The following is a 15,571-nucleotide window of genomic DNA, read 5'->3' as shown; positions in this document are numbered from 1 at the left end:
CGGGAATAAATGATGAAAATTTTACGCGTCGTCTCGCTGCTCGCGGCCGGATCGATTTTGCCGCAGGCCGCTATTGCCGGCGAAGCCGAATATGCCGAGATGGTCGCAGCCCATGCCCGCGCCAACGGCGTGCCGGAAGCGCTGGTGCATCGCGTCATCATGCGCGAGAGCCGTTACCAGCCGCACCTCGTCGGCCGCGGCGGCACGATCGGGCTGATGCAGATCAAGCTCGCGACCGCCCGCGGCGTCGGCTACACCGGCGACGCCGCCGGCCTGCGCGATCCCAACACCAATCTCACCTATGCGGTCAAATACCTCGCCGGCGCCTATCGCGCCGCCAACGGCGATCATGCCCGAGCTGTGCGTTATTTCGCGGGCGGCTATTACTACGCTGCAAAGCGCCAGCGGCTGGAGCAGCAGCAGGGGATGGTGCAACAGGCCAGCAACGAGACGTGGCTGGAGCCGAACGGCAATCCGCAGCCGATGTTCGGCGCGGCGCCGCAGCGCAAGCTGGCGCAGCGCGTCCGCAATGCGCGGGCGCAGGCCCTGAAGTAGTTTTCGTGTCCCGGAACAAGACGCAACGCTCGAGCGTTGCGTCGCAGAGCCGGGACCCAACGCTCCACGCAAAAATGGGCCCCGGCTCTGCGAGGCATCACGCCGCCAAGAGGCAGCGCGCTGCATCGCGTCCGGGGCACGGTCGGGTTCCCGGCAACACGCGTTGACCGCCCCGCCCCCCTGGCATACATTAGCACCGTTCCGAGGGGTGCTCCGAGGAGGAGCTGAGATACCGCTAAATGGGCAATAACGCCCAGGACCGCGGTGACCCTTTGAACCTGATCCGGGTCATGCCGGCGAAGGGACAGGGATGTTGCAGACCACCAAGCGACCGGATTCCCCGGTATCCATCATCGGCGCAGGCATTGCGGGAGCGTGGCAGGCCTTGCTGTTCGCACAGGCCGGTCACGCCGTCACCTTGCACGAGCGCGGTGACGAGGCGATGACGGACGCCACCAGCCATTGGGCCGGCGGCATGCTCGCGCCCTATTGCGAGGCCGAGGTCGCCGAGCCCATCATCAGCCGCCTCGGGCTGCGCTCGCTCGACATCTGGCGGCGCGAGCTGCCCGACACGCCTTTCAACGGCTCGCTCGTCGTCTCCCATCCGCGCGAGCGCAACGATTTCGAGCGCTTCGCCCGCATGACCGAGGGCCACGAGCGGCTGGACGCCGCCGGCCTCGCCGCGCTGGAGCCTTCGCTGGAGGGGCGCTTCCGCGACGCGCTGTTCTTCCCGGCCGAGGGCCATGTCGAGCCGCGCCGCGTGCTGCCGAAGCTGCACGAGCGCATCCGCGCCGCCGGCGGCACCATCCGGTTTTGCAGCGACGTCACTGCAAACGATCTCGCAAAGGATCCCGAGGGCATCGTGATCGACTGCCGCGGCATCAGTGCCCGCGGCGAGCAGCCCGAGCTTCGCGGCGTCAAGGGCGAGATGATCCTGATCGAGACGAACGAGGTGCAGCTGGCGCGTCCGGTGCGGCTGATCCATCCGCGCTGGCCGCTCTACGTGATCCCGCGCGAGGCGGGCCTGTTCATGCTGGGCGCGACCTCGATCGAAACAGAAGACACCGGCGTCAGCGTGCGCTCGGCGCTGGAGCTTTTGGGCGCGGCCTATACGGTGCATCCGGCGTTCGGCGAAGCCCGCATCCTCGAATTCGGCTCAGGGCTTCGGCCTGCCTATCCCGACAATTTGCCGCGCATCGGCATTCGCGATGGCAAGATCAGCGTCAACGGGCTCTACCGCCACGGCTTCCTGATCGCGCCTGCGCTCGCCGAGCTGACGCTGGCCTATGTCCAGCGCGGCCAGATCGACAATGAGGTGATGCAATGCGGGTGATCGTGCAATGCTGGTGATCGTCCAATGCTTGTGATCGTCAACGGCGAGCAGCGCGAGGTGACTTCCGCCAGCGTCGATGCGCTGCTCAACGAGCTCGACTACGAGGGCACCCATTTCGCCATCGCGCTGAACTACGACGTCGTGCCGAAAAGCCGCTGGGCCGAGACCGCGCTGAAGGCCGGCGACGAAATCGAGATCATCACGCCGCGGCAGGGAGGGTGAGCGGGATGAGTGAAGCTATCGCCGTCCTTCGCCTCTCCCCGCCTGCGGGGAGAGGCCGGAATTTGCAAAGCAAATTCCGGGTGAGGGGGACTCTCCGCGAGTCCGACTGTCACCGTCCCCGCGGAGGCTCCCCCTCACCCATAGCCGATGCTGCGCATCGGCGTTCTACTAAGAAGAGCGGCGGCCGCAGGCCGCCGATGCCTCTCCCCGCAAGCGGGGCGAGGGAGCGCAGTGAATTCGAGGAGACACCTTCAACATGGTGACCTTCTACGGCAAGACCTTCGCCTCGCGCCTCCTGATCGGCAGCGCGCTCTACCCCTCGCCCGCGATCATGCAGGACGCGATCCGCGCCTCCGGCGCGGGCATCGTCACGGTGTCGCTGCGGCGCGAATCCGCCGGCGGCAAGAGCGGCGACGCGTTCTGGAAGCTGATCCGCGAGCTCGACGTCACCGTGCTGCCGAACACAGCGGGATGCCGCACCGTGCGCGAGGCCGTGACCACCGCCAAGCTGGCGCGCGAACTGTTCGGCACCAGCTGGATCAAGCTCGAAGTCATCGCCGACAACGACACGCTGCAGCCCGATGTCGTCGGCCTGGTCGAAGCTGCCAGCATCCTGGTCAAGGACGGCTTCGAGGTGTTCCCCTATTGCACCGAGGATCTCTCGGTCGCGAGCCGCCTGGTCGAAACGGGGTGCAAGGTGGTGATGCCGTGGGCCGCGCCGATCGGCAGCGCGAAGGGCATCACCAACCGCGACGCGCTGAAGCTGCTGCGCGACCGGCTGCCCGACATCACGCTGGTGGTCGATGCCGGCCTGGGCGCGCCCAGCCACGCGGCGCAGGCGCTCGAACTCGGCTACGACGCCGTGCTGCTCAACACCGCCATCGCCAAGGCCGCCGATCCCGTCGCGATGGCCAACGCCTTCCGCCTCGGCTGTGATGCCGGCCGCACCGCCTACGAAGCCGGGCTGATGAACGCCCGCGACTTCGCCTCTCCTTCAACCCCTGTCGTTGGGACCCCGTTCTGGCATGCCGTATCCTGATCGATTCTATCCCGTCGTCGACAGCCTGCAATGGGTCGAGCGGCTGACAAAACTCGGCGTCGGCACCATCCAGCTGCGCGCGAAGGAACTCGACGATTCCCAGGCGCTGCAGATCGTCACCGACGCGCTGGCGATCACCAAAGGCACGCAGGCCAAGCTGGTGGTGAACGACTATTGGCGCGCGGCGGTCGTCGCCGGCGCAGAATATCTGCATCTCGGCCAGGAGGATCTCGCCGAGGCCGACCTCAAGGCGATCCGCGAGGCCGGCCTCAAGCTCGGCATCTCCACCCACGACGACGACGAGCTTGCGGCCGCGCTCGAAGCCCAGCCCGACTACGTCGCGCTCGGCCCGATCTTCTTCACCACGCTCAAATCGATGCGCTTCGAGCCGCAGGGCATCCCGAAGATCACCGAATGGAAGCAGCGCATCGGCAACATCCCGCTGGTTGCCATCGGCGGCATCAAGTTCGAGCACGCCGCGGAGATCTTTGCCGCCGGCGCGGATTCGATCGCGGTGGTCAGCGACGTCACCCAGAACCCCGACCCCGATGCCCGCGTGCGGCAATGGCTCGGCCTGTCAAAGGAGGCGGCGTGATGGTCGCTCCGCCCTCACCCCGCACTTCGCCGTCATCGCCCGGCTTGACCGGGCGATCCAGTACGCCGCGCCGTCTCGGCTTGAGCCGCACCGCCGCGGAGTACTGGATCCCCGCCTTCGCGGGGATGACAGCGGTAATTGCCTCTCGCGCAGCGAAACTAACGAATTAAACCGGAGGATCCCCATGAACATCCGCTCCAACCCGCAACAGACCGTCCCCGCCGTCACCACCGGCCCCCTTCCCTCCTCGCGCAAGATCTTCGCGACGCCTGACGCCGCGCCCGACCTGCGCGTGCCCCTGCGCGAGATCATCCTCTCCGAAGGCGCGGGCGAGCCGAACCTGCCGGTCTACGACACCTCCGGCCCCTACACCGACCCGAGCGTGACCATCGACGTCAACGCCGGCCTGCCGCGCGACCGCAAGCAATGGGTGCTGGAGCGCGGCGGCGTCGAGGAATATGAGGGCCGCCAGATCAAGCCGGAGGACAATGGCAGCGTCTCCACCGACAAGGCCGCGCGCGCCTTCTCGGCCTATCACAAGCCGCTGCGCGGCCTCGACGGCCACAAGATCACGCAGCTCGAATTCGCCCGCGCCGGCATCATCACCAAGGAGATGATCTACGTCGCCGCGCGCGAGAATCTCGGCCGCAAGCAACAGCTGGAGCGCGCCGAAGCAGCCCTCGCCGACGGCGAAAGCTTCGGCGCCTCGGTCCCCGCCTTCATCACGCCGGAGTTCGTGCGCAGCGAGATCGCGCGCGGCCGCGCCATCATCCCCTCCAACATCAACCACTCCGAGCTCGAGCCGATGATCATCGGCCGCAACTTCCTCACCAAGATCAACGCCAATATCGGCAACTCCGCCGTGACCTCGTCGGTCGAGGAAGAGGTCGAGAAGATGGTGTGGGCGATCCGCTGGGGCGCCGACACCGTGATGGACCTTTCGACGGGGCGCAACATCCACACCACCCGCGAATGGATCTTGCGCAACGCGCCGGTGCCGATCGGCACCGTGCCGATCTACCAGGCGCTGGAGAAGTGCAACGGCGATCCGGTCAAGCTGACCTGGGAGCTCTACAAGGACACCCTGATCGAGCAGTGCGAGCAGGGTGTCGATTATTTCACCATCCATGCCGGCGTGCGCCTGCAATACATCCACCTCACCGCGAGCCGCGTCACCGGCATCGTCTCCCGCGGCGGCTCGATCATGGCCAAGTGGTGCCTGGCGCATCACAAGGAGAGCTTCCTCTACACCCATTTCGACGAGATCTGCGACCTCATGCGCAAGTACGACGTCTCGTTCTCGCTCGGCGACGGCCTCCGTCCAGGCTCGATCGCCGACGCCAACGACCGCGCGCAGTTCGCGGAGCTGGAGACGCTCGGCGAGCTCACCAAGATCGCGTGGGACAAGGGCTGCCAGGTCATGATCGAAGGCCCCGGCCACGTGCCGATGCACAAGATCAAGATCAACATGGACAAGCAGCTCAAGGAATGCGGCGAGGCGCCCTTCTACACGCTTGGACCGCTGACCACCGACATCGCGCCGGGCTACGACCACATCACGTCAGGCATCGGCGCGGCCATGATCGGCTGGTTCGGCTGCGCCATGCTCTGCTACGTCACGCCGAAGGAGCATCTCGGCCTACCCGATCGCAACGACGTCAAGACCGGCGTCATCACCTACAAGATCGCCGCCCACGCCGCCGACCTCGCCAAGGGCCACCCCGCCGCGCAACTGCGCGACGACGCCCTCTCCCGCGCCCGTTTCGAATTCCGCTGGACCGACCAGTTCAACCTCGGCCTCGATCCGGATACCGCCAAGAGCTTCCACGACGAGACCCTGCCGAAGGAAGCCCACAAGGTCGCCCATTTCTGCTCGATGTGCGGCCCAAAATTCTGCTCGATGAAGATCACGCAGGACGTGCGCGACTATGCAGCGACGCTGAACGATCCGAACTCGGTGGGCATGTCGATGAGCGGCACGGCCGAGGACGGCATGGCCAGGATGAGCGCGAAGTTCAAGGAGATGGGCAGCAGCGTGTACTTGGATGCGGAGAAGGTGAAGGAGAGTAATCGGGTGTTGTGAGGGCTCTCTACTTCAAGCCGAAGAAGGAAGGCCGGGCGACACCCCGGCCTTCATTGATTGCAAGATTCGTTGTCAGGCTCGCCAGAACTTAGTCACTGATCCAGAATTGAGACGGAGTCTTTTGTCAGCTCGAATCGAACTTCATCTATTTGGAGCCGGCTTAGTGCATCGGCAAGGTCAGGCGCTAAAGATTCATCCGCGGGCAAGACGATGGTCATTCGGCACGGCTTCTTCCGACCATGCACCAAGAGCTGACCTACCGCCGAATAGATCGATGAACGATCTGCGCTTGGTTTGACCTCAAAGATTTCTACTAGGTCGTTACCGTTCGCGACGCCGAGATCGATATACACATTCTTCACAATACGACATCGCCTTGGAAGCCGTTTAGCTGATCGCCACAATTGCAGTGCATCGACTATCTCTCCATGTCTGGAGATATAGTCGATTTCGCTGCTTCGCCGTCCCTTTCGCCGACCGCGCCCTTCCGAGAAATAATGTTCGAACTCTCGCCGCTCCTTGAGGAACTGCGGTGACTGGATTTCACCTGTACGCGCCGCCTTCTTGAACCCCCTTACCAAGTCGATGTAGCGGGCTGCGGACTTCGCCGCGACTTGCCCCTCAATGGGCATTACTATCAGGCCAGATCGGACCTCCCCCGATGAATCAACAACATCAACTACATCGTAATGCTTACGGACTGCCCACGTAAGAAAGCTGCTCTTGCCTACTCCTTCCGTGCCTCCGCCTACACGCCCTGAATGCAAAAGGTATATAAGTCCGGTTTCGGTAGCCCGCGCGAAGAAGCCAGCGGCCAGATCGTTTCGACCTTCATAGGTCGTATTGACTTCGACCGTTATCGATACGCCGGGGTGCTCACTTAGTACGCCGAACCAATTTAGGCGCCTCTGAGTGAACGCATCCGCATCGCAATCATCAGTCCAGAACCAATGCTGCCCGTTTGTGGCTACCTTAGCTCCCTTCACCCGTCCGCCTGGATATCCGATGTCCCTTGTCGCCGTCTTCGCAAACGCGCTCCGCATAGTTCGGGAAAGCTTCTTGTGCGCACGGTCGATATCCGAGCGATCTTCGAGATATTGAAACAACTTATCCTCCGAGATCGTCAACTTTTAGATGAAATGACGAATCATACTACCTATTTCCGGAAGCGCAATCACATCTGCTTAGTTTGAGTTGAGTGCCACTCGAGCTCTTTTCCGTCGCCAGACTGCAAACTCTCCATCAGACTATGCATCATCGGAGATTCACTTTGCGACTTTAATGCCAACACTCGGACCGGCAAATTGACCAAGACGACACTCGATACCCTCCCCGACCAGCTCCGCCCCAACCTCCGCCTCGTCTTCGTCGGCACCGCCGCCTCGACGCGTTCGGCCGAGCTCGGGCACTACTATGCCCATCCCGGCAACCGCTTCTGGCGCGCGATCCATGAGGCCGGGATCACGCCGCGGCGCTATCAGCCGGGCGAGTTCGCGGAGTTGATCGCGCTCGGGATCGGCTTCACCGATCTCTGCAAGACGGGCGCCGGGATGGATTACCAGATCGCGGCGGAGACGATCGACGTGCGGGGCTTTCGGGCGAAGATGGAGAAGTACCGGCCGCGGACGATTGCGTTCACGAGCAAGAAGGCGGCGAGCTTGTTTTACGGCAAGCCGTCAGTTGCGATTGCGCTGGGACGGCAAACGCGCGATGGAAGCTGGCCGGAGACGTTCGTGCTGCCTTCGCCGTCAGGCGCGGCGTCCGGGCATTGGACGCTGGAGCCGTGGCGGGAGCTTGCGGCTTGGATCGCCGCGTAGGTTCAGCGAACAATAGCGCGTCACATTCCGCTGTCGTCCCCGCGAACGCGGGGACCCATAACCCCAGGGAGTAGTTTGGCGGAGACTCGGCATTTCGGTACTGCCACCAACCGCAACAGATAGATCTCGCGGTATGGGTCCCGGCGTTCGCCGGGACGACACCGTTGGTTTGGCGGCACGCGTATAAAAAGGAACGTTGTCGGAATCCGCGCAGCCCATTCGTCCTCTGGACCAGGCGCGACCACATGGAGCCCCCCAGATGCCTCCCACCATCACTGCCTTCGCGAACTCGCCCGATCGCGGCCGCGGGCAGGCGCGCGACATGCGGGTTCGCTGGGCGCTGGAAGAAGTCGGCCAGCCCTACTACGCTCGCCTCGTCTCGTTCGAAGAGATGAAGCAGCCGGCGCATCTTGCGCTGCATCCGTTCGGGCAGATCCCGACCTATGAGGATGGCGATCTCGTGCTGTTCGAGTCCGGCGCGATCGTGCTCAACATCGCCGAACGTCATGCCGGGCTGCTGCCGCTTGATGCGAACGCGCGGAGCCGTGCGATCGCGTGGATGTTCGCGGCCCTGAACACGCTGGAGCCGCCGATCGTCGAGCTCGGCATGGCCATGCTGGTCGAGCGCAACGAGAGCTGGTACGCGGAGCGATTGCCCCTGCTGCAGGACCGCGTCCGTGTCAGGCTCGGCGAACTGTCCCGCCGCCTCGGCGGTGCCGACTGGCTCGACGGCGCGTTCAGCGCCGGCGATCTCCTGATGGTGACGGTGCTGCGCCGGTTGAACGCATCTCGCCTGCTCGACGAGTACCCTGACATCGCCGCCTATGTCGCCCGCGGCGAGGCGCGGCCGGCGTTCAAGCGGGCGTTCGAGGCACAACTGGCGGTGTTCACCGCCGCGTCGCGTTCGTAATTCGTAGGGTGGGTTAGACGTGCGGCTGCGCGAAGCGCAGACCGGGGCTACCCCAACCCTACGACACCATCGCTCCCCTCTCCCCGATCCGCCTTGTCCCGATCCGCAATCACGGTCTTCCGCATCTGCGGCACGGCCTGCATGACGCGGCTCGCCCTCGTACGGTCGCGGCGTCTTGACTTGCGAGGCTCGCTCCCGCAAGACGAGCACCGGATGCATGTGCACGTCTGGTACAATTCGAGGGATGGGGCGTCTTGAAAATGGCGAACATCGCGTGGAATCAAATCCCGCGCCTTTGCATGGTCGGGCTCGCGTCCGCGCTGCTCTCGGCCTGCTTGTCTGCCCCGGAGCAGACGACGGCAACGTCCGCGACACCGGCTCCGCCAAAGGCAGGCCATGCGTCCGTCAACATCGGGCGGCCCTTCGGCTTCAATACCAGCGTCTTTGCCCTTCCAATCGAGGTCGATGGCAAGCGGCTGATGTCGCTTCCGCCCGGACAATACACGACGGTCGATCTGCCACCCGGGCCGCACAGCGTCGGCTCCCCCAACGAATACTGGACGCGGGTGATTTCGGGCGTGCCACATCCGGCTGAATTCACGGTGGAGGCCGGCAAATCTTATTACCTGCTCCCGAAGTCCTGGGGCGAGGACGCCGGCTACAGATACACGATGGTTGGCGCGTCCGTCGTTCCCGAGAAGAACGGAATCAACCACAGCACCTTCTCAGTTCAAGTCGCCGCAGTGAATGACGCCCCGCCGGCGGAATTCAGAAAACTCACCTACACCAAGGCGCAGTAGCGAACAACTCGCAGCTCGTAGGCGGGTCAGCGTCCTCCGTAGCTCGTAGGGCGTGGTTAGCCTCGGGCTGCGCGAAGGGCAGTTCCGTGCCGTAACCCACCTCTTCTTCATCCACGGCGACAGAAGTGGTGGGTTACGGCGCATGGCCTGCGCTTCGCGCAGCCGTGCGTCTAACCCAGAGAGCTGCGCCGGACCGCTGCCCATTGCGTCCATCGCGGCGCCCCTGCATTCTGGGCTCGCCAAGATAGAGGAGCCCGCCGATGCTGACCCTCTACTCCTACCCCAACCTCTTCGGCGTCGCCGACAACAACGGCTATGGCCTCAAGGTCTATGCCTTCCTGAAGCTCGCGGGCGTGCCGTTCGTCCAGGAGCACGTCTTCGATGCTTCCGCTGCGCCGCGCGGGCAGCTGCCTTACATCGTCGACGACGGTGAGACCATCGGCGACAGCGAGGCCATCATCGCGCATGCGGTCGCGAAATATCGCCTGACCATCGATGCAGCATTGTCCGCGGAGCAGCGCCGCGCCAATCACCTCATGACGCGCATGCTGGACGATCTCTACTGGGTGATGTCCTATTCGCGCTGGAAGGACGAGCGCTTCTACCCAGCGTTCCGCGACGGCTTCATCGCGCAGCATCCGCAGGTCAGTAGCGATGGCTTCGAGAAGGCGAAGGCCTACAACGCGCAGCGCTATCACTACCAGGGCATCGGCCGCTACACACCCGAGCAGGCCTATGCGCGGGGGCTTGCCGATCTGCAGGTGCTGGCCGAGATCGTCCCGGCCGCGGGCTTCGTCCACGGCGCGTCGCCGACCAGCGTCGATGCCGGCATCTACGGCTTCGTCGCCAACATCCACTATTTTCCGATCCCGACGCCGCTGAAGGTCTTCGTCGATGCGCACGAAAATCTCGTCGCGCATTGCGAGCGGATTCACGGGATGGTCGAAAAATCGTAGGGTGGGTTAGCTTCGGGCGGCGCGAAGCGCTGTCCGAAGCGTAACCCGCCGCTGTTCGTCTCCGGAGACGCCAAAGAGGTGGGTTACGCCCCGCGGATTCGCTTCGCGCATCCGCAGGGCTAACCCACCCTACGGCACCTCGCCTTACCGCATCGTGATCGCGAGCCCCGAGAGATCCGCGTTCGCCATCAACCCGACCTGATGACCCGTCAGCTCCAGCACCGCACCCTTCTGGTTGGTCAGCACGATGGCGCGGGCGCCGCGGCCGACGGCAAGGCCGGCACCGGCGGCGCCGTAGACGCCGGCGACGTCGGAGGGGCGGTTGATGTTGGAGACGCGCCCGCGCAGCACGGTTTTCGAGCCGCCGAACACGAGGCCGTAGTCGAGGCCGCCGGTGGAGAGCGCATAGGAGCGGCCGCGGAAGTTGAGCACGCCCGAGCCGCCGGAGCCGCCGATGATCCAGCCCGCCTTGTAGATCGTCAGCGTCACGAAGCCGCTGTCGGCCCGCGCCGCGGTCGAGAGGCCGGCCAGGGCGGCGATGGCGACCAGCGCGGCGCGAAGGGTGGATGCGATCTTCATGGGTGTCTCCGGGGGCTATTTTTCAAGAGTGGATTCGAATCAGACGCGGCGAATGTATCCGATCGATCGCGGCGGCAACATGATGGGGCGGAGGATGTGGGTTGCGAGGTGCAGCAACACCCTCAACCGCCATCGCCCGCCTGGTGCGCAATTGTGCACAGGGGCGGGCGATCCAGTATTCCAGAGGCCTGCGTTGGGAAGCTCACTCTCGCCACGTCCGCCGCGGCGTACTGGATGCCCCGGCCAAGCCGGAGCATGACAGCAGACATTGGGGCCGCGCACCGACCTTCGCCAGCATGCCATAATGCCCCTGTATTGCCCGACGGAGCAAGCGAATGCTTCGCCTTTCACGAATTCTGGAAAACATCAATGATTCCCGTGCGGCGCCTACTGTGCATGGGGTTGTTTTCGCACTTTCGTTTTGCGAGGCTCCTCCCTCGCCACCGTCCAAGCGTCCCGCGACCGTCCTTGAGGTGATCCCATGCCGATCCAGCATTTCGCGCCCCCGCCGCACGTCAAGGCGCCGCCGCTGTCCTTTGCGACGCGCGTCGGCGATCTCATGTTCGTCTCGGGCATTCCCGGCTTCGACGCATCAGGCGCGCTGCCCGACGGCTTCGAGGCGCAGTTCGCCAACGTCGTCGTCAACATCCGCCGCGTGCTGGACGAGGCCGGCGCCACCTTCCGCGACCTCGTCAAGGTCAACGTGCTCTTGACCCGCGCCGGCGACGTCGCCGCCATGAACGCGCTCTATGCCGGCGCCTTCGGCCCGCCGCCCTATCCGGCGCGGACGACGTGCGTGGTGCAGGCGCTGCCCAGGCCGGAGATGCTGATCGAGATCGAGGCGGTGGCGTCACTGGCGCGGTGAGCGTGTGGCCTGCCGGGCACGCGGCCGAACCAAATGCGAGCGGAACGACTGACATGTCCGTGAGCGGCTGCGCCCCGGCTTGCAAAGATCCTGCTTTTACCGCACGAACTCTAAGATCCACTTTCCCACAGGAGATAGTTCATGCGTCGCGTTCTCGCCCTCTGTGCCGTCGCCGGCATCACTAGTTCCGTGTTCGCCGTGCCGGCCTCGGCGGCGGTCGGCTATTACGTGATCCGCTGGGACAACACCGGCATCTGCCAGGTCTGGAACGAGGACTTGAAGTACAAGCCGTTCCAGATCGGCGCATCGACCTACAAGGTCGTCAGCAAGCCGTTCCCGACCTTCCAGCAGGCTTCCGACCTCCAGATCAAATTGCGCTCCGAGCGGAAGTGCACGCTCTGAACGCGCTCACGACGGACCGGATTCGAAGGGCGGGTCGCGCGAGCGATCCGCCCTTTGCTTTGAACCTCGGCGCCAGGCGGAACTACTCACATCTTGTCCGGGGCGCTGGCTCAACCGCGTCCCGCGCACCCCTCCCGTCATTGTCGGGAGGCGCATCACGTCTTTCATTTTGAGGAGCTGATCATGCGTCGTATTTCCCTGCTGTGCGCTGCCGTCGGTGTTGCCGTCACCGCCTTCGCCGCCGCGAGCCCAGCGGAGGCCAGCTATCATCTGATCCGCTGGCAGGACAGCGGCTTCTGCCAGATCTGGGACGAGAGCATCCCGACCACGCCGTGGCCGGCGGGCTACCACCGCGCCAGCGCGAGCGTGCCGACCTTCATCGACGCCCTCGTCATGAAGGACGCCGCCCTCAAGAACGGCCAGTGCACCTGGTAACAATTCGATCGGCGAACGAAGAACCGGGCAGGACGCCAGCGTCCCTGTCCGGTTTTTTTGTGCGGCGTGAACGAGAGCCGAGGCGCCCTCACGCGTCCTTGTGCGCGCCGGGATGGATCAGGAGATCGCGCGCGGCGGCGAGGTCGATGAAGCCTTGCGCGCTACCGCCCCGGTCGGGATGCATGCCTTTGGCGGCGCGGCGATAGGCCTGGTTGATGTCCTCGCAGGTGAGCTGCACCGCGAGCGGGAGGCCGAGCACCTCGCGGGCGCGGTCCTCCCTGGACATCTGCTTCGGCATGGCGTTGCGGCGGCCGAAGCGCGGGGCGGAGAGATCGTGGACGACCTCGAGCACAACGCCGAGACGGCGCTGGGCCGCCAGCGTCACACTGTGATCGTCATTGTCGACGGCCTGGCGCAGCACCGGCAGGGCCTGCTCGGCGGCCTGGCGCAGCGTGACGTCGCTGCTCATCCGCGCGATCTCGGCGACGAGCCGGCCCGCCTCGGCCCAATCGGGCGCGTCCGCCGACCGCAGCCGTTCGAGACCGAGTTTCCAGGAGTCCAGCCGTTCCATCATGCGCGCAACGTTTAGCAATCAGGATCAGTATGCCAAGGCCGCCGTTTCCGCCCTCTTAATTTCGAGTTAGCTTTTCATGAAACTTCGAAAAGAAACCGGGAGGAATATGTCATGGCATTGCTCGCAAACCACATCGCCGTCGTCACGGGTGCCGGCTCCGGCATCGGCCGGGCGATCGCGGCCGGCTACGCGCGCGAGGGCGCACAGGTGGTGCTGCTCGACGTCAACGCCGAGACGGTGGCGGAGGCCGCGCAGGAGATCCGAACAGCGGGCGGCAAGGCCGAGAGCTTTCCGCTCGACGTTGTCAGGCGCGAGGACTGCTTTGCCCTGGCCAAGCAGGTCGAGGCCAAGATCGGACAGGTCTCGATCCTCGTCAACAATGCCGGCATCACCCGCCGCAACGCCTTCACCGCCGAGACCGAGACGGTGGCGAAGGACTGGAACGACATCATCTCGCTCAACCTCAACGGCGTCTTCAACATGACGCAGGCGTTCCTCGCACCCTTGCGCGCGAGCAAGGGCCGCATCGTCAACATCGGCTCGATCCAGTCCTTCGTCCATCTGCGCACGCCGAGTTCGGCGGCCTACACGACCTCGAAGCACGGCGTGCTCGGCTTCACCAAGGCGCTCGCCGCCGAGCTCGGCAAGGAAGGCGTGCGCGTCAACGCGATCGGTCCCGGCTTCATCGAGACCAACATCAACGCCAACGTGCGCGCAACCAATCCGGCGCTGGTGCAGGCTTTCCTCGATCACACCCCGCTGGCGCGCACCGGCAAGCCCGAGGACATCGTCGGCCCCGCGATCTTCCTGGCGTCGGACCTGTCAGCCTATGTCACCGGAACGATCGTGATGGTGGACGGCGGGTACCGCACGGTGTGAAACCGCGCGGCCTCTCGGCACACGAAGTGTCATCGCCGGCGAAGTGGGGGATGACGGTGAGTTTGTCGCGCGAGATAGGTCCGCATCGCGATGCATCTTGCGCCAATCGCGGCGGCTTCGCGGCATTCCCGGGGTCAATTGGTGGGTTCGCTCCCGATTAACCTTTCATTAACCAAACAGGACCACCGTGAAATTACGGCTTGGGGTCGTTGTTCTCGATCCGCTTCCAATGATGGAAGCGGGCGTTGATCGGGGAGTGTGTTGATGACCACTGTTCATGTCGCTGCGTCCGAACCGGGCGCGCAATTCCTAGCCCCTAATCAGATCGTTCCGATGCTGATCGGCGCCACGGTCGACGAGGTCGAGCGTGAGCTCGTGCTTCAGACGCTCGCACGCTGCGACGGCAACCGCACGCGTGCAGCGCGCGTGCTCGGCCTGTCGGTGCGCACGCTGCGCAACAAGATCAGGCTCTACGCCGCCTCCGGCATCGAGGTGCCTGCCTATCAGGACTGACGGGTGACATCAGTCCGCCCGCGACAAGCGATGTAGCTCGCGCCGCAGATACATGCCCGCGATGACCGCAAGCGCGATCATCGCGACCGAGATGTTGATCAAGCCCGACACGGTGCGCGGGCAGAATTGCTGCTGTCGTCAAAGGCCGCTAAGTAGCTTGCTTCCGGTCAAGGGAGCAGTGACGTGGCAGACGATCAGGGACGACGGCAGGGACCTCAGGGTCCGCGCGGGCGGCAAGGCGAGCCGGGGCGGCCGGGGCCGCAGGGCCATCCGGGCCGGCGCGGCCCGGACGGGGCGCGCGGCAAGCCCGGACCGCAGGGCAAGCCGGGGCCGGTCGGAAAGGCTGGCCCGCCCGGCAAACCCGGTCCGCAAGGCAAGCAGGGCGAAGCCGGCCCGCGCGGCGAAGCCGGCCCGCGCGGCGCAGCCGGCGCGCCGGGACCTGCCGGACCTCAGGGACCGGCGGGGCCGCAAGGCCCGCGCGGCGAGCCGGGTCCGCCCGGCCAATTGCCGTCGATCGAGCAAGTCCTGCCCTGGCTCGACCAGCTCTTCGACGCCTGGGACGAACGCCGCCGCCAGCGCGAGCGCGAAGCCGCTGAGCGCGAAGCGCTCGCGGTCGCCGTCCAGGAGCCAGACGAGACATTCGTCGATGACGAGAGCGATGACGGCGACGACCACAAGAAGAAAAAGAAAAAGAAGAAGCACGGCGACAAGGCCTAGGAGACGGGTCTATTTCGGCCGATCCTCGTCTCGCGGCAACATGCCCATGCGCTCGAACTGCCAGCGCATCGCGCGATACCAGAGATAGCCGACCGCCGCGCCGCACAGGGCGAGGATGACCATGTTCGCGCTCGAGAACGAGCCGCTCCACCACATCATCCACGCAGTCCACAGCAGCGTGAAGGCGATGGCACCTGCTTTCAAGGGAAGAAGGGGGCGGCTCATGGTCGTGCTCCGGGCGGTCAAAACCCCGGCCGACACCATCGCAAGTTGACGCAGCAGATACCGTGAGCCAGA

At 64.9% G+C, this 15,571-nt stretch carries 20 protein-coding genes and 1 riboswitch; of the genes, 16 read left to right on the top strand and 4 right to left on the bottom strand.

The window, feature by feature from the left end:
* The first annotated feature begins 12 nt into the window (after positions 1-12).
* From EDE08_RS15600 to thiC, 6 genes are all read left to right on the top strand, one after another.
* The gene (locus EDE08_RS15600) at positions 13-555 is read left to right on the top strand and encodes a lytic transglycosylase domain-containing protein (protein ID WP_131869885.1); all 543 of its coding nucleotides are present in this window, start codon (positions 13-15) and stop codon (positions 553-555) included.
* Between the two features lie 194 nt (positions 556-749).
* Positions 750-878, top strand: a riboswitch (TPP riboswitch).
* On the top strand, positions 866-1,888 hold the full coding sequence (locus EDE08_RS15595) for an FAD-dependent oxidoreductase (RefSeq protein WP_131869686.1): 1,023 nt from the start codon (positions 866-868) through the stop codon (positions 1,886-1,888). It overlaps the preceding riboswitch by 13 nt.
* A 24-nt stretch (positions 1,889-1,912) precedes the next feature.
* Positions 1,913-2,110, top strand: coding sequence for a sulfur carrier protein ThiS (gene thiS / locus EDE08_RS15590; RefSeq protein WP_131869685.1), 198 nt, complete (start codon positions 1,913-1,915; stop codon positions 2,108-2,110).
* 256 nt (positions 2,111-2,366) lie between these two features.
* A complete protein-coding gene (locus EDE08_RS15585) occupies positions 2,367-3,149 on the top strand; it encodes a thiazole synthase (protein WP_131869684.1) in 783 nt (260 codons plus the stop codon).
* The gene (locus tag EDE08_RS15580) at positions 3,136-3,744 is read left to right on the top strand and encodes a thiamine phosphate synthase (protein WP_131869683.1); all 609 of its coding nucleotides are present in this window, start codon (positions 3,136-3,138) and stop codon (positions 3,742-3,744) included. Before EDE08_RS15585 ends, EDE08_RS15580 begins: the two co-directional genes overlap by 14 nt.
* A 184-nt stretch (positions 3,745-3,928) precedes the next feature.
* Entirely contained in the window at positions 3,929-5,827 is a 1,899-nt protein-coding gene (gene thiC / locus EDE08_RS15575; protein WP_131869682.1) for a phosphomethylpyrimidine synthase ThiC, read from the top strand.
* A 92-nt stretch (positions 5,828-5,919) separates the two neighbouring features.
* Here the strand turns inward: thiC and EDE08_RS15570 are convergent, their stop codons facing one another.
* Complete coding sequence (locus tag EDE08_RS15570) at positions 5,920-6,933, bottom strand: hypothetical protein (protein ID WP_131869681.1); 1,014 nt, start codon at positions 6,931-6,933, stop codon at positions 5,920-5,922.
* A gap of 198 nt (positions 6,934-7,131) precedes the next feature.
* Here EDE08_RS15570 and EDE08_RS15565 point away from each other — a divergent pair, with 198 nt between their 5' ends.
* The 4 genes from EDE08_RS15565 to EDE08_RS15545 all read left to right on the top strand — a co-directional run bounded on the left by EDE08_RS15565 (position 7,132) and on the right by EDE08_RS15545 (position 10,310).
* Positions 7,132-7,644: a mismatch-specific DNA-glycosylase gene (locus EDE08_RS15565; protein ID WP_131869680.1), complete on the top strand. Its 513-nt coding sequence runs from the start codon at positions 7,132-7,134 to the stop codon at positions 7,642-7,644.
* Positions 7,645-7,903: 259 nt separating this feature from the next.
* The gene (locus EDE08_RS15560; RefSeq protein WP_131869679.1) at positions 7,904-8,554 is read left to right on the top strand and encodes a glutathione S-transferase family protein; all 651 of its coding nucleotides are present in this window, start codon (positions 7,904-7,906) and stop codon (positions 8,552-8,554) included.
* 260 nt (positions 8,555-8,814) lie between these two features.
* Complete coding sequence (locus EDE08_RS15550; RefSeq protein WP_131869677.1) at positions 8,815-9,354, top strand: hypothetical protein; 540 nt, start codon at positions 8,815-8,817, stop codon at positions 9,352-9,354.
* A gap of 260 nt (positions 9,355-9,614) precedes the next feature.
* Complete coding sequence (locus EDE08_RS15545) at positions 9,615-10,310, top strand: glutathione S-transferase family protein (protein WP_131869676.1); 696 nt, start codon at positions 9,615-9,617, stop codon at positions 10,308-10,310.
* Between the two features lie 144 nt (positions 10,311-10,454).
* On the opposite strand, the gene EDE08_RS15540 is transcribed toward EDE08_RS15545, so the two are convergent.
* Positions 10,455-10,889, bottom strand: a complete 435-nt coding sequence (locus tag EDE08_RS15540; protein ID WP_131869675.1) for a hypothetical protein — start codon at positions 10,887-10,889, stop codon at positions 10,455-10,457.
* 481 nt (positions 10,890-11,370) lie between these two features.
* Here EDE08_RS15540 and EDE08_RS15535 point away from each other — a divergent pair, with 481 nt between their 5' ends.
* From EDE08_RS15535 to EDE08_RS15525, 3 genes are all read left to right on the top strand, one after another.
* On the top strand, positions 11,371-11,754 hold the full coding sequence (locus EDE08_RS15535) for a RidA family protein (protein ID WP_131869674.1): 384 nt from the start codon (positions 11,371-11,373) through the stop codon (positions 11,752-11,754).
* Between the two features lie 141 nt (positions 11,755-11,895).
* Positions 11,896-12,156, top strand: coding sequence for a hypothetical protein (locus tag EDE08_RS15530; RefSeq protein WP_131869673.1), 261 nt, complete (start codon positions 11,896-11,898; stop codon positions 12,154-12,156).
* Between the two features lie 183 nt (positions 12,157-12,339).
* Positions 12,340-12,591, top strand: a complete 252-nt coding sequence (locus EDE08_RS15525) for a hypothetical protein (protein ID WP_131869672.1) — start codon at positions 12,340-12,342, stop codon at positions 12,589-12,591.
* An 88-nt stretch (positions 12,592-12,679) separates the two neighbouring features.
* Here the strand turns inward: EDE08_RS15525 and EDE08_RS15520 are convergent, their stop codons facing one another.
* On the bottom strand, positions 12,680-13,165 hold the full coding sequence (locus tag EDE08_RS15520; protein WP_131869671.1) for a J domain-containing protein: 486 nt from the start codon (positions 13,163-13,165) through the stop codon (positions 12,680-12,682).
* Between the two features lie 111 nt (positions 13,166-13,276).
* Between EDE08_RS15520 and EDE08_RS15515 the strand changes: the two genes are divergently transcribed.
* From EDE08_RS15515 to EDE08_RS15505, 3 genes are all read left to right on the top strand, one after another.
* Positions 13,277-14,044: an SDR family NAD(P)-dependent oxidoreductase gene (locus EDE08_RS15515; protein ID WP_131869670.1), complete on the top strand. Its 768-nt coding sequence runs from the start codon at positions 13,277-13,279 to the stop codon at positions 14,042-14,044.
* 264 nt (positions 14,045-14,308) lie between these two features.
* Complete coding sequence (locus EDE08_RS15510; RefSeq protein ID WP_061879477.1) at positions 14,309-14,557, top strand: helix-turn-helix domain-containing protein; 249 nt, start codon at positions 14,309-14,311, stop codon at positions 14,555-14,557.
* Positions 14,558-14,740: 183 nt separating this feature from the next.
* Positions 14,741-15,274, top strand: coding sequence for a collagen-like protein (locus EDE08_RS15505; protein ID WP_131869669.1), 534 nt, complete (start codon positions 14,741-14,743; stop codon positions 15,272-15,274).
* 9 nt (positions 15,275-15,283) lie between these two features.
* Here the strand turns inward: EDE08_RS15505 and EDE08_RS15500 are convergent, their stop codons facing one another.
* Entirely contained in the window at positions 15,284-15,499 is a 216-nt protein-coding gene (locus EDE08_RS15500; protein ID WP_028182408.1) for a hypothetical protein, read from the bottom strand.
* Positions 15,500-15,571: the final 72 nt, after the last annotated feature.

Origin of the sequence: Bradyrhizobium sp. R2.2-H, from assembly GCF_004346455.1 — a bacterium.
In the GTDB taxonomy this organism is placed as follows: domain Bacteria; phylum Pseudomonadota; class Alphaproteobacteria; order Rhizobiales; family Xanthobacteraceae; genus Bradyrhizobium; species Bradyrhizobium diversitatis.
Note: the sequence above shows the minus strand (reverse complement) of the source record. Positions and strands in the feature narration are given on the sequence as shown.

What these genes read in the sequence shown, in the direction of transcription:
- EDE08_RS15545 (WP_131869676.1), top strand. Translation starts at nt 9,615, where the DNA reads ATGCTGACCCTCTACTCCTACCCCAACCTCTTCGGCGTCGCCGACAAC.
- thiS (WP_131869685.1), top strand. Translation starts at nt 1,913, where the DNA reads ATGCTTGTGATCGTCAACGGCGAGCAGCGCGAGGTGACTTCCGCCAGC.
- EDE08_RS15535 (WP_131869674.1), top strand. Translation starts at nt 11,371, where the DNA reads ATGCCGATCCAGCATTTCGCGCCCCCGCCGCACGTCAAGGCGCCGCCG.
- EDE08_RS15585 (WP_131869684.1), top strand. Translation starts at nt 2,367, where the DNA reads ATGGTGACCTTCTACGGCAAGACCTTCGCCTCGCGCCTCCTGATCGGC.
- EDE08_RS15500 (WP_028182408.1), bottom strand. Translation starts at nt 15,499, where the DNA reads ATGAGCCGCCCCCTTCTTCCCTTGAAAGCAGGTGCCATCGCCTTCACG.
- EDE08_RS15525 (WP_131869672.1), top strand. Translation starts at nt 12,340, where the DNA reads ATGCGTCGTATTTCCCTGCTGTGCGCTGCCGTCGGTGTTGCCGTCACC.
- EDE08_RS15510 (WP_061879477.1), top strand. Translation starts at nt 14,309, where the DNA reads ATGACCACTGTTCATGTCGCTGCGTCCGAACCGGGCGCGCAATTCCTA.
- EDE08_RS15550 (WP_131869677.1), top strand. Translation starts at nt 8,815, where the DNA reads ATGGCGAACATCGCGTGGAATCAAATCCCGCGCCTTTGCATGGTCGGG.
- EDE08_RS15520 (WP_131869671.1), bottom strand. Translation starts at nt 13,165, where the DNA reads ATGATGGAACGGCTGGACTCCTGGAAACTCGGTCTCGAACGGCTGCGG.
- EDE08_RS15600 (WP_131869885.1), top strand. Translation starts at nt 13, where the DNA reads ATGAAAATTTTACGCGTCGTCTCGCTGCTCGCGGCCGGATCGATTTTG.
- EDE08_RS15540 (WP_131869675.1), bottom strand. Translation starts at nt 10,889, where the DNA reads ATGAAGATCGCATCCACCCTTCGCGCCGCGCTGGTCGCCATCGCCGCC.
- thiC (WP_131869682.1), top strand. Translation starts at nt 3,929, where the DNA reads ATGAACATCCGCTCCAACCCGCAACAGACCGTCCCCGCCGTCACCACC.
- EDE08_RS15530 (WP_131869673.1), top strand. Translation starts at nt 11,896, where the DNA reads ATGCGTCGCGTTCTCGCCCTCTGTGCCGTCGCCGGCATCACTAGTTCC.
- EDE08_RS15515 (WP_131869670.1), top strand. Translation starts at nt 13,277, where the DNA reads ATGGCATTGCTCGCAAACCACATCGCCGTCGTCACGGGTGCCGGCTCC.
- EDE08_RS15560 (WP_131869679.1), top strand. Translation starts at nt 7,904, where the DNA reads ATGCCTCCCACCATCACTGCCTTCGCGAACTCGCCCGATCGCGGCCGC.
- EDE08_RS15580 (WP_131869683.1), top strand. Translation starts at nt 3,136, where the DNA reads ATGCCGTATCCTGATCGATTCTATCCCGTCGTCGACAGCCTGCAATGG.
- EDE08_RS15595 (WP_131869686.1), top strand. Translation starts at nt 866, where the DNA reads ATGTTGCAGACCACCAAGCGACCGGATTCCCCGGTATCCATCATCGGC.